The sequence below is a fragment of the Pseudomonas defluvii genome (assembly GCF_001695625.1).
GTDB lineage: Bacteria > Pseudomonadota > Gammaproteobacteria > Pseudomonadales > Pseudomonadaceae > Aquipseudomonas > Aquipseudomonas defluvii.
This window is the reverse complement of sequence record NZ_MBPN01000133.1, coordinates 1-11,249: the sequence shown is the minus strand read 5'-3', so window position 1 is coordinate 11,249 and position 11,249 is coordinate 1. Positions and strand designations below refer to the sequence as shown.

18 protein-coding genes are annotated in these 11,249 nt (G+C 55.9%); 12 read left to right on the top strand and 6 right to left on the bottom strand.

What is annotated here, in order from left to right:
- Window positions 1-90 precede the first annotated feature (90 nt).
- From EKA13_RS23800 to tnpA, 3 genes are read right to left on the bottom strand one after another with little or no spacing between them, the layout of a single operon-like run.
- Window positions 91-1,617, bottom strand: a complete 1,527-nt coding sequence (locus EKA13_RS23800; protein WP_065285158.1) for an IS66-like element ISPpu30 family transposase — start codon at window positions 1,615-1,617, stop codon at window positions 91-93.
- A gap of 50 nt (window positions 1,618-1,667) precedes the next feature.
- Window positions 1,668-2,003, bottom strand: a complete 336-nt coding sequence (gene tnpB / locus EKA13_RS28485) for an IS66 family insertion sequence element accessory protein TnpB (protein WP_065285157.1) — start codon at window positions 2,001-2,003, stop codon at window positions 1,668-1,670.
- Complete coding sequence (tnpA, locus tag EKA13_RS23790) at window positions 2,000-2,323, bottom strand: IS66-like element accessory protein TnpA (protein ID WP_065761616.1); 324 nt, start codon at window positions 2,321-2,323, stop codon at window positions 2,000-2,002. Before tnpA ends, tnpB begins: the two co-directional genes overlap by 4 nt.
- Before the next feature lie 401 nt (window positions 2,324-2,724).
- Here tnpA and EKA13_RS23780 point away from each other — a divergent pair, with 401 nt between their 5' ends.
- The 11 genes from EKA13_RS23780 to EKA13_RS23725 all read left to right on the top strand — a co-directional run bounded on the left by EKA13_RS23780 (window position 2,725) and on the right by EKA13_RS23725 (window position 8,892).
- Window positions 2,725-3,126, top strand: coding sequence for a hypothetical protein (locus EKA13_RS23780; RefSeq protein ID WP_010792702.1), 402 nt, complete (start codon window positions 2,725-2,727; stop codon window positions 3,124-3,126).
- Between the two features lie 512 nt (window positions 3,127-3,638).
- Window positions 3,639-4,355 (top strand): hypothetical protein, encoded by a 717-nt coding sequence (locus EKA13_RS23770; protein WP_019438000.1) that lies wholly within the window; start codon window positions 3,639-3,641, stop codon window positions 4,353-4,355.
- Window positions 4,352-4,807, top strand: a complete 456-nt coding sequence (locus EKA13_RS23765) for a hypothetical protein (RefSeq protein WP_019437999.1) — start codon at window positions 4,352-4,354, stop codon at window positions 4,805-4,807. Before EKA13_RS23770 ends, EKA13_RS23765 begins: the two co-directional genes overlap by 4 nt.
- Complete coding sequence (locus tag EKA13_RS23760; RefSeq protein ID WP_010792699.1) at window positions 4,804-5,214, top strand: helix-turn-helix transcriptional regulator; 411 nt, start codon at window positions 4,804-4,806, stop codon at window positions 5,212-5,214. Before EKA13_RS23765 ends, EKA13_RS23760 begins: the two co-directional genes overlap by 4 nt.
- Window positions 5,215-5,266: 52 nt before the next feature.
- Entirely contained in the window at window positions 5,267-5,476 is a 210-nt protein-coding gene (locus EKA13_RS23755; RefSeq protein WP_010792698.1) for a hypothetical protein, read from the top strand.
- An 11-nt stretch (window positions 5,477-5,487) separates the two neighbouring features.
- The gene (locus EKA13_RS23750) at window positions 5,488-6,174 is read left to right on the top strand and encodes a hypothetical protein (protein WP_010792697.1); all 687 of its coding nucleotides are present in this window, start codon (window positions 5,488-5,490) and stop codon (window positions 6,172-6,174) included.
- Window positions 6,175-6,186: 12 nt separating this feature from the next.
- A complete protein-coding gene (locus tag EKA13_RS23745) occupies window positions 6,187-6,414 on the top strand; it encodes a hypothetical protein (RefSeq protein ID WP_010792696.1) in 228 nt (75 codons plus the stop codon).
- Window positions 6,415-6,526: 112 nt separating this feature from the next.
- Window positions 6,527-7,447 carry a recombination-associated protein RdgC gene (gene rdgC / locus EKA13_RS23740; RefSeq protein WP_010792695.1) on the top strand — a complete coding sequence of 307 codons (921 nt, stop codon included), beginning with the start codon at window positions 6,527-6,529 and terminating at the stop codon, window positions 7,445-7,447.
- Window positions 7,448-7,492: 45 nt separating this feature from the next.
- Complete coding sequence (locus EKA13_RS23735; RefSeq protein ID WP_010792694.1) at window positions 7,493-7,738, top strand: hypothetical protein; 246 nt, start codon at window positions 7,493-7,495, stop codon at window positions 7,736-7,738.
- 6 nt (window positions 7,739-7,744) lie between these two features.
- Window positions 7,745-8,449, top strand: coding sequence for a hypothetical protein (locus EKA13_RS23730; RefSeq protein ID WP_010792693.1), 705 nt, complete (start codon window positions 7,745-7,747; stop codon window positions 8,447-8,449).
- Window positions 8,446-8,892 carry a hypothetical protein gene (locus EKA13_RS23725; protein WP_010792692.1) on the top strand — a complete coding sequence of 149 codons (447 nt, stop codon included), beginning with the start codon at window positions 8,446-8,448 and terminating at the stop codon, window positions 8,890-8,892. The genes EKA13_RS23730 and EKA13_RS23725 overlap by 4 nt, the downstream gene beginning before the upstream one ends.
- A 940-nt stretch (window positions 8,893-9,832) precedes the next feature.
- Here the strand turns inward: EKA13_RS23725 and csrA are convergent.
- Complete coding sequence (csrA, locus tag EKA13_RS23715) at window positions 9,833-10,009, bottom strand: carbon storage regulator CsrA (RefSeq protein WP_010792690.1); 177 nt, start codon at window positions 10,007-10,009, stop codon at window positions 9,833-9,835.
- Window positions 10,010-10,109: 100 nt separating this feature from the next.
- Here csrA and EKA13_RS23710 point away from each other — a divergent pair, with 100 nt between their 5' ends.
- Window positions 10,110-10,601, top strand: coding sequence for a hypothetical protein (locus EKA13_RS23710; protein ID WP_170831737.1), 492 nt, complete (start codon window positions 10,110-10,112; stop codon window positions 10,599-10,601).
- A gap of 47 nt (window positions 10,602-10,648) precedes the next feature.
- Here the strand turns inward: EKA13_RS23710 and EKA13_RS23705 are convergent, their stop codons facing one another.
- Both EKA13_RS23705 and EKA13_RS23700 read right to left on the bottom strand, forming a co-directional pair.
- Window positions 10,649-11,008 (bottom strand): histone-like nucleoid-structuring protein, MvaT/MvaU family, encoded by a 360-nt coding sequence (locus tag EKA13_RS23705; RefSeq protein ID WP_010792626.1) that lies wholly within the window; start codon window positions 11,006-11,008, stop codon window positions 10,649-10,651.
- Between the two features lie 63 nt (window positions 11,009-11,071).
- The coding region (locus EKA13_RS23700; protein ID WP_141685661.1) for a transposase at window positions 11,072-11,249 on the bottom strand (178 nt) is incomplete at its 5' end.

The following is an 11,249-nucleotide window of genomic DNA, read 5'->3' as shown; positions in this document are numbered from 1 at the left end:
CCATTTGCTGTCATCCTTTCGAGGACGACAGCTTAAACTACCCCGTAGTCACTGTCTCAAAAGGTGGATCCACTATATACCTACCGAGAGTCATACAGCAATCCATTGATGCGGTAGCAGTTGCGCAACGCTAGATGCTCGTTGCGTCGGCAACCTCGCTAAAACGTCTTTCAGATAAATATACGGATCATGCCCATTCATGCGCGCCGACTGGATCAGGCTCATGATCGCCGCCGCCCGTTTACCACTGCGCAGTGACCCAGCGAAGAGCCAGTTGGAACGCCCAAGCGCCCACGGCCTGATCGTGTTTTCGACTGCATTATTGTCAATGGGCACTGCACCATCATCCAGGTAGCGCGTCAGCACTACCCAGCGTTTCAGGCTGTAACCCAGTGCCTTGGCCGTAGCCGAGCCCTCGGGCACAAGCGCGCGCTGAGCCATCATCCACTCATGCAGTTTCTCGGCGATGGGCACTGCTATTTGCTGGCGTAACCGCCAGCGCTTTTCATCGCTCATGCCTTTGGCCTGCCGTTCGACTTCGTACAAGCCGCCGATGGAGTGCAGCGCTTGTTCTGCCAATTGGCTTTTGTTCGCGACATGTAGGTCGAAAAACTTGCGCCGCGCATGGGCCATGCAGCCGATTTCGGTGATGCCCTGTTCGAAGCCAGCCTTGTAGCCTGCGAAGTCATCGCAGACCAGCTTGCCATTCCAAGTGCCCAGGAAGTTGCGCGCATGTTCGCCAGCACGGCTGGGGCTGAAGTCGTAAACCACAGCTTTCAACGCCGAAAACGGCGTAGTGCAGTAGGCCCAGACATACGCTCGGTGCGTTTTCTTTTTACCCGGTGCCAGCATCTGTACCGGTGTTTCATCGGCATGGACGACTCGATGGGCCAGCACTGTCTCGCGCAGTGCATCCACCAACGGTTGCAGTTGTAGGCCGGTTTGGCCGACCCACTGAGCAAGCGTCGAGCGCGGGATAGCGAGGCCAGCACGGCCAAAGATCTTTTCCTGCCGGTACAGTGGGAGATGATCGGCGAACTTGGCCACCACCACGTGGGCCAGCAAGCCGGCAGTAGGGATGCCCTTGTCGATCACCAGTGCCGGCACCGACGCTTGGATCAGCGTTTCGCACTGTCGGCAGGCCCATTTGCCACGTACATGTTGCTCAACGGTGAACACACCCGGGGTGTAATCCAGCTTCTCACTGACATCCTCGCCGATGCGCTGAAGTTGGCAGCCGCAGGTACATTCGGTGCTCTCTGGCTCATGATGAATGACAGTACGAGGAAACTGCGGCGGCAATGGCGCACGTTTGGGTTGTTGGCGTGGTTCGTCCGGTGCTGGTGCGGGACGAAGTGCTTTCAACTCGGCGTCGATGGCTTCGAGGTCGGTGCTGAGCAGGTCATCCAGCAAGCTGCCTTGCGCCGGGCTGATCTGCTCGCTGCGCTTGGCAAACTTGTGGCGTTTGAGGATGGCGATCTCGTGAGAGAGCTGCTCGATGATGGTTTTGTCGCGACGGCTCTCTTGGCCCATGGTGTCGACCTTCGACAGCAACTGCTTAGCGAGTGCGCGCAGTTGATCGGGAGTCATTTGGTCGAGATTGGGCGAGGAAGTCATGCCGTGGATTTTACCAAAGCAGCCCACCTGTCACAGTTAAAAGACCCGATTCAGAGCAACGTAATTGCGCCGTTAGCGCCAACCCGCTGCCAGGGCAGGCCCAGCACCAGCGCTTGGAGTTGTTCGGCATCGAGTTCAACTTCATGGCCTCGATGAGTGCCGGGCCAATGGAATTTACCTTGGTTCAGGCGGCGCGCGGCCAGCCAGAGGCCCACGCCATCGTGCACCAGCACTTTCATCCGGTTGGCGCGTCGGTTGGCGAACAGATAAGCGCAGTGCGGCTTCGCCGCACCGAATACGGCGACCACGCGGGCCAATGCTGTATCCGTGCCGGCACGCATGTCCATGGGCTCGGTCGCGAGCCAGATGGCGTCGATACGGATCATTGCGAGAGGCTGCGAATGAAGCGGGCGCAGCCGTCTGGATCAGAGGCAGGCCAACTCACCGTGAGTGTTTGATGCCCAGAAGAAATATCGATGCGAGCTACAGCCTGTCGAACCGGCATCGCCGCAGCCTCAAGCTTCACCGGTACAAATGCAGGTAAGGCAGAAACTTTTGGGTCACGGTAGAGGGGTATCCACTTCCGAACCAGGTTGGCGTTGATGCCGTGCCGAAGGGCTACGCTGGCAATTGATACGTCAGGGTTCAGGCATTCCTGAACAACCTGAGCCTTGAAGGATTTGGGATAAGAGGTGCGTTGGCGCATGGTGTTCCTTGAATTAAGGGCGATGGTGTCCACGTATTTTTAGGTGGACACCATCGCCCTTAATCTGCGGATTCTGTAGGTGTGTTCGCCAGACGCTTACGCTCTTGAGGCATTCGAGGCAGCTTGCAAAAAAAGGCTTGCACGCGGTTACGTGCTCGTGGGTACCGCTACGGACGCCCCAGCAGAAAAAATGCAACTCAAGTCCGAGATGACTGCTGAGGATCAAGCAGCAAGGCAACAACGACTTGACCAGCTCAAGGCCTTGCCAGTTCGGGCCGTTGAAATCGATCCAATGCGTCTTTGGTTGTAGTTGGGCTTCGCATCTGCGCGCCCCACTGCTTTCGCTACTACCGCAGCATTTCGGCTGATAGCCTTGGCGTATCGTGAATGAGAGATACACCATGACCAACAGAGGCTCGACCCTCAATGAGCGCATCGATCAGCATCTGAATGCGCTACGCAACACCCCTCACGGCCACACCTCAGGCCGCTTCCTATCATTCGTGGATGTTCCCGGCGACAGTGAAGGCAATGTGGAAGGTCCTGATCACATCCTCCGCATCCTGATGAATGACGTCGGGAACACCGTCGGTGAAGACTTCCTCAGTAATGTCGACTCGGTCCCTTTGGAGCAGTTTTGCCTCATGTCCGTAATTCGTAATGAGGGCACCGGCGGGATGCTGCGCTCCTTGCTCGACAGCTTCATGTCCGCATATGCCAATCCCGCTACCTCTGATGAGGCAATCGCCATCCTGAAGCGCCTCGAAGAGCTCAAAACTGTGCCAGTTCCAGCCTCCAACTAACAGGTTCTGGCACACCTCTTAGGACCACATCCTGCTCCTACAACTCGGGAGCGGGACACTCAAGCTGGCTCCTATGGATCTCAGCCCCGCGAGTCAATCAACTGCAGACAAGCATGAAGCCATGAACGAAATCTTCGAGTGGGTGGGTACGATTTGCGGAATCACCGGGGCGGCGTTGATCGCTAGTAACGTTCGCTTATCCCCTTGGGGATGGTGGTTGTTTTTGATCTCAAGCCTGGCCTTGTGCAGCTACGGCCTAATCGTAGGCGCTTACGGGATTCTCCTACTCAACCTTTGCTTCGTCTTGACGAACCTGCTTGGCATTGTGCGTGTCTGGCTGCCGTATATGCGTTCGCGTGGTCGGATCACAACCGTCCACTCCGAAATCCACCTCTGATCGAATGACACTCCCTGGGCGGCGTACCAAGAATTCGTAGATTTTTGAGGCACGCCGCTTCTGCCACTCGAAACCTGCACTTCCAATGGAGCCATCTTCAGAGGAGTGCACCAGCATGAAAAACACACGCTCTATTGTCCGGGCCCCACAGATGGCCCTGGATTTCAGCTTTCAGCTACCTACTCACGTTTCCATCAACAGCAGATCTCCAGCGCTGGTTCGCGCTGAAGAGGACGACCAGGTCCAAGCGCCAAGTAAACGCAGCGCCGGCGCAGAACTTGGTGACATGGTGGTTGACGACCGCGTGCTCTCCCAGGGGATCACGACCTGGCGAAGTCTGATCGATTTCGCAATCCGTACCGGACACACTGAACTCTATGAAAGCGAGGATGGACGACAAGGTCTCCGTCGGCCGGGTTTCCGCTATGCCCCAATTTCCCGGCTGCCGGAACGCGCCCCGGAGTATGTGAAAGACGTACTCACGGGCCGGCTCGCATCCTACTTGGAGCAGAAGAAGCTGCATCTGACATCGGCAAGGGTTGCCGCGGACGATACCTTCAAGGCCCAGGTGGTGTTGGATGGCTCAACCTTCCAGATCTCGATCTTCGAAGGACGAAAGCTTGATTCGACCTGGTCGTTCAAGCTTATGGATCTGCCGAGAACACCAGGACTGAAGGCCGACGATGAGGAAGCACAGCAGGCATTCGTCGCCAAAAGGATCAAGCGCATCCAGCGAGAGGGCCGTATCGCTGGCGGAGACGCTCGACTGATCAGCAAAGCAGTCATTCGAGCTGTGGAGTCGATCCTCAAGAACATCGAGGTATCGAAATGACCACATCCACTGTCAATCACCAGGTGATCCAGCATCTCTTGGGGAGTGGTCACCCAGATCTGAAGTATGGCGGAGTAACCGCCGGTCTGGTCGCGATCGCGGCCGAGGAGGTTGCAGGTCAACTCCTTGATTTCGGATTCCGTCTCCATTCGGCTTTTCAAGATGGGTTGGCTGTAGTCCAGAACTACTACGAGCCACGTTCCGGCGCTTACATTCCAGACGTTGGGCTCTCAATCGGAATATTTGAATGCAAGGGATCTCCAACCCTGAAGGTGATGCTCAGGGTAGCCCCACCCTCTGCTGATATGCCTCCCGGGCCGGATGGTCTATTCGATCCAGCAATACGAGTACGGCGGGTTTGGTTCATGCCGCTGAATGATGCTGCAAGACCTTCAGACCTGGTTGAGTACCTACGCAAGTTCCCTGGCCAGAGCTTGAGGGCTGCAGCATGAGCACTCCGAGTCGCCCGTTAGTAACGCCTATAGACCTGGCTGCACTCCGTGAGGCGTTTCGGCTGAGCCAGCAACAGGTAGCCGAGATTCTGGGGGTTCATCGAACCACCGTAATCGACTGGGAGAAAGGGAACCAACCCAACTGGCTACACCTGGCCTGCCTGGGGATTCCTACAACCCTGGTGCTTCGCAGCGCAGTGTCGGCGCTCACTGCCGAGGACCTCATTTCAGCCCGCGGTTACTTGAACCTCGAGCAGGCCGAGCTGGCATGTCACCTAGGTGTTCACGTCCGAACGGTCCGAACCTGGGAGAGCAAAACTCCTCCCACCTGGTTACCGATTGCGCTCATCGGCCTTTCGCTGCAGTTACAGGCCCCCTTCTGGCACGCCCGCATCGCGACAAAATGAGCACAACCCAAAGGCACTCCGCCAGCGGTACAGCGAATAGGAATTCAAGAGCATGATCACCCTCAGCACCCCAAATGGCCCAACCGTTCAATACGCCAGCACCGATATTGCAGTGGCCATGATGGACTTCGCGCGGACACACATGACTGGCTACCTGGTCCAGGCGATCGAAGACCCAGAGGCCAAGTTCGGCATGCGCTTCGAAGCAATCCAAATCAACAACGAACTTACCTCCACCTCCACCACCATCACCGTGCACTGAAGGACACCGAGATGACACTGGCAAAAACCACCAGTTCGACGTTTACGGTTGACGTCCTGGGGGACCAAAAGGTGCCTGGTGACCTGATTCACCATGCCTTGATGCAATTTCTGGCTGACTTTTCCATCAAGGTCAACGAAGTCAGTACCCGGGAACTGGGTGTCGCTGAGACCTTGCTCAGCTGCGCTGAGCACGGCAGTGATCCGTCCTTCTTTGGTCTGCAGGTCGATGCCGACCGGCTGGACGAGACGATCCATACCCAGCTCGAGCGGTCGGTAACTAGCTCCCTCAATGAGGGGGTGTTGAGCCAGATCAGTTGGGTGCTGACCCATCGGGGCCCCGACGCTGCGCTGGACATTCTCGGTGAGCTCGAGATGGCCACGAATCATGCAGTAAGCAGTTTCGGCAAAGCGATGATTCGCGAGGTCTCTCTTTGGGTAATGCTCGAGGACAATCGACCTCTGTCGTTGATCTGGAGCCAGGCCACCATTGATGAGTATCAGAAAGCTCAGTTGGCGACACGAAATGATGATGTCGACATCGATAGCCTTTTGACTGATGTGATCCTGGGCCTGGTCGGTCAGACCGGAGCCACTATCTGCAACCGTACGGTATTCGAGCGGGTGCAGTGGCTGTCACAGGCCATCGGCCCGCAAGCCGCAAATGGTGTACTCGCTGACTTAACCCTTCTTACCTGACCGGGAGTTCACATGGCTCGCATCACTTTCATGACTGATCGAGTGATCAATGGAAAGAAAAGCTACCACGTGACTAAGGATGGCCCGTGTGTAGCCACCATCTACTACGTCGACAAGGCTGCTCTCAAGGAAAATGGCGGCGGGCTTAACCGACCTCATTGGGTCCTGAAGCATTTATCAGGAAGAGTCGATCGGCACCCCTCCCTTGCAGAAGCGAAACTCGACGCGGCCAAAATTTAGCCTGTCGATGGCTACGTGGCGGCACTGATGAGAATTCCAGCCACGTTGGTTGAGTTGAACTGATCAGTGCCATCGTTACTCTGGCTGCCTCCCCTGATAATGAGGCAACCCCATGTGGTTTAAGCATCTGCTTGCGTACTCCCTTACCCAGGACCTGCAACTCACCGCGGAGGTTCTCGAACAGGCATTGAAAGGCAAGCCTGCTCGCCCCTGTGAGAATCAGGAACTCACTACCTACGGCTTTACCGCCCCTCTGGGAAAAGGGCCTGATGCGCCGCTCGTGCACGCGAGTCAGGGCTTTTTCCTGGTAGCGGCGAAGAAGGAAGAACGCATCCTTCCCGGCAGCGTGGTAAACGATGCGGTCAAAGAGAAGGTCGAGGAAATCGAGACTGCGCAGTGCCGGAAGGTCTACAAGAAGGAACGTGATCAGCTGAAGGACGACATCATCCAGGCTTTCTTGCCACGCGCGTTTGTGCGCCGCTCCACCACGTTCGCGGCAATTGCTCCAAGTCTGGGGCTGATCCTGGTTGATACCTCCAGCGCAAAAAAGGCGGAGGACCTCCTTTCCACACTCCGCGAGGTCCTCGGGTCCCTCCCGGTGCGCCCGGTCAGCGTCAAGGTCGCCCCAAGCGCTACCCTCACTGACTGGGTTAAAACTCAGAAGGCAGCCGGTGACTTCCATGTCCTGAGTGACTGCGAGCTTCGAGATACCCATGAAGACGGTGGCTCGGTCAAATGCAAAGCTCAGGATTTGACCAGCGAGGAAATCCAACTTCACCTGTCCGCGGGAAAGTTGGTCACCCAGCTGGCGCTGGCCTGGTCGGATAAGCTGTCTTTCATCCTTGACGACAAGATGGCTATCAAGCGTCTCCGGTTTGAAGATCTCCTGCAGGATCAAGCAGAACAAGACGGCGGCGAGGATGCCTTAGCCCAATTTGATGCCAGCTTCACCTTGATGATGCTGACTTTCGCCGAGTTCCTACCAGCACTCTTCGAGGCACTAGGCGGTATCGAGGTTCCGCAAGGCGTCTAACCTAGAATGCCCATCGATCGATGGGCATTTTTCCAGGAGCACTGAATGTTCAGCCCCAAGCAGTTCGCAATGAACCATCTCGGTACCGACGAGCTACCTGACACCCTAGCGATGGAGCAGGTACTGGACCTTCTGCTAGCTGCCCATACCGCAGCAGGTGATCAGCGTTCTGACCTCGACGAGTCTCGCATCAGGGATCTGCGTAAGGCACTGGCTGACATCGAAAGCGCTACCAAGGACCCGGTCTCTGCTCTAGTGGCAAAGCGGGCCCTTACCAACGATGAGGATTAAGAGTCCATGACTCAAGACGTCACCAGAAACCTGTGCGCTCGGCCTGCGCTTGAGATCATTTCCAAAGGTCGCACGGAAATCATCGCCTGGAACCAGGTGGTTCAAGGACTGAAGGTCTTATTCAATTTCACCGGTATCGATGTCACCGAGTGGAAAGAGGCAGAACCGGACATGCTCGAACTGAGGCTTGAGCGTGGTAATCAATCCTCGATTATTTGGTTCAAACCTCTGGCAAGGGGTGTCACCGACATGCCGGTTTTTCCTGTGATGGTGGGTGCCAAATTCATGGCATGCAAACCGTCCGCCACGCCGCACGACGACTGTGAGATCACCTACTTCTACTTGCCTTGGGACTGCACGGCACAGGATCTGATCGATATCGCTTTCGGCGAGGTCACCTACCCGTGGATCGAGACAGTCCAGAACTTCTCAGCTGCCTACGCTATGTCAGCTCCCATCGAGCGCTTCCCTCGGTGTGCCCTCGTCATGCTGATGGATAGCAGCACGAAGGACGATCAGCGTGGCTCGGTCTACTTCAAGCTCTGGCATCAAACCGAAAACTCAGTAGAACTCCTGGAGCTGGAGCATACCAACAGTCCATTTTCAGCTGCTGAGCAAGCGAAGCAGCTTGGCTATTCCCCAACCGTCTACCGCTGCCACAGCGGTTGCATCGTCCCATTTCTACCCACCAGCGGATTCGATTTCCTATGAACATGCGCGCGGCCTTTGCCGCACTTTTGACTCTTAGTCCCATGGCAGCCGGCGCGGCGGATCTGCTTGAGTTCAAGAACCCGGTTTCTTCGGAACTGCGTGTAGAGGCTATTCTCTGCAAATCTCCGGAGTCGCTTTTCCTGCTTTACGAAGGGAGCACGCTTGCGATGAAGGGTGGCGGACAGAATGCGTTCCAGTCCTACTTCCAAGCCTCCGCCACGGCCCTGGAGAAAGCTGGCGAATGTGTTCTGGAAAAGGAACCACAGAAGGTCAAGGTGACGGCTATGGCCACACTGACCAACCCACTCAAAATGCCCGCCGGCGGCAAAGTCTACGGTCGGTTCAACATGAAGGGGCTTAACCGTGATGTGTATGCAATGTCGGAGGACCTGCCAGGGCTGACCGCCTACATCAACAAGGCGGTGAATACTGCCGACAAATAGCAACTTAAAATCGATGCGTACTTGATCATTTTGACGGGTCCGCACATTTACTGTCGCGCCTCCTATCCGCGCGGCTGCGAGGGGAAATTGAAAGTCTCTGCACTCCTTCATCGCTATAACGAAAGCGTTGAGCGCCGTCAGTCACATGCACTTCAGCTCGACACCCAGATTCGACGGTTGGAATCATCCACCCGTCGTTCAGGTGGTCGGCTGGAAACCCGGCTAAGCCTTGCTCGTCATCGAAGGGACAACCTTGATCGAGAGCATCGTGCTGCAGCTGACTGGAAAACGACAGTCGCGGTACCGCTATTCAACATCCTGTCAAAGCAACTGGGTCGGTATTACCGCGGAACCATCCTTGCCGGGGACACAGCAGATTCGTTGCGAATCAGCTTTCGCCTGGCCCCTGATACTGATCAGATGGTTGGCCCCCGAGCACTCACAATCACGATGCAGCCGGAGGGTGCGCCGCTTAGGCTCTCGATCATTCGGGCCGTATGTGATGAGCATGGCCGGTGGCACGAGGAACACCTCTCCTCAGATACCCGTATCGCTGATTTGGCGTCTTGCATGATGGAAAAAGCCCGGCAGTGAGCCGGGCTTTTTTGTCGTATTTCTTCAATTTGGTGAGGGCTCAGATTCCACCCACTGCCTTACGGCTGGGATGCCATAGGCGTCTTGTTCGATCAAGTAGACGTTGGTAATCAGCTCACCCGGCTGCTCTACACACCCTTTTTCCGATGTGCATATCTTGGGGGCCTTCTTCACGTATGGCGTTTCCTGGCGGCACTCTATCGCTGACCACTTCGCCTTGCAGACGAACCCCTCTAATTTGAGGTCCTCGACCAGGTTACGTGTGGTTGAGCTCGGGCTCTGAATCCAACCCGCGGCGCACCCAGACACCAGAGCTGCCCAGATGATGAGAGAAGAACGCATCAGATTACCGAGCAACATTTTCTTCCTGGATACGCTGATAGATCTCTTCGCGATGGACTGGCACATCTTTCGGGGCATTGATCCCCAAGCGAATGTGACCTTGATTGTTAGCCACCACGGTTACAGTGATGTCATCACCGATGTTGATGGTCTCGCCGACGGTACGGGTCAGGATGAGCATAGGGCACCTTCTTTGGTGGTTGATCCATGACTCACCTTAACGACTGAATAGTCCTGGTACCAGCAAAGAGGGGGGGCGGATTTCAGGACTGCGTTTTGACTTGGAATCATCCGCCCACTGGTTAATCTCGGCCAGTCATCATTTGCCGGATCAGCATGTGAAGCAGGTAATCCCCCACAAACGACTGATACTCATCGTGAGTTTCGCAGCCTCTATCGCGGCTACGATTGGTGCGATTCAGTACAGCCACACAACGCCAGGCGCGTTGCCGGTAACCACCTCCACAGAGTCGAGCGATGAGATCGTGAAGGCTTCAATTCAGGAGGATTTTCTGAAGGCCCCCGCCAAGTTCGACATCTCCACGGCGGCGAAAAGGCTGTCGGACGTCACCATCGAAGGGGGCTATCACATTTGCTCTCCTAAGGACGAGATAACGGCGGATCAGTACATCGACATCTCGCGCATGCTGGACACACAGCGCTCCCATGCTGTCGAGTTCAAAAAAGCGGTTGATCTCGCATTAAGTGCACCGGAAGGCGTATCAGATTGCACCTTCAGGGTGCTGACGCTGATCGATCGAGCAACGCCGTGAAGGGAAATGAAAAAGGGGCCTCAATTGGCCCCTCGGTCACTGGCAGCTTACTGTGCCCAGCCCTTGACAGTATCGGCGCCCCACTTTTCCTTCCACTCCTTCAGGGTTTTGTGGTTACCACCTTTGGTTTCAACCACTTCCCCGGTGTGAGGATTCTTGAAGCGCTTCAGCGTGCGAGCACGACGAGCACCTTTGCGATCGACTTTCTCTGGCGCTCGCCGGTCTGGATCAAGAATGGCGATGACGTCCTTCAAGCCTTTTCCGTAGGAGCCAAGGAGCTCATTCAGCTTGCCGTTGAACTCGGCCTCGGATTGGTATCCAGGGCTGTTGATGATCTCTTCTCGTTGCTTTTGAAGATCCTGGATCTGAGCTTCAATCGCTGCAACCTGCTGGACTTTCGAAACCATTTTGTACCCCTTCCTGTTGTAGTAAATGGCATGCCGCTATGGATGTAATCGGGCTCTTCGCATTTAAGGGTGTAGCTGATTTCTAAACCCTCCTGACTTCAGCAAGCACCTGGCTATGTAATTGGTTAAATTTCTAAAGCCCAAGGCGGTACCTCGTAAGTGCTCAAGTCGCCCGTTGATAGCTTCTGTTGGACCGTTGCTGGTTCCTGGCCGGTCGAAGTAGGCAAGGATGCTCTCAGCG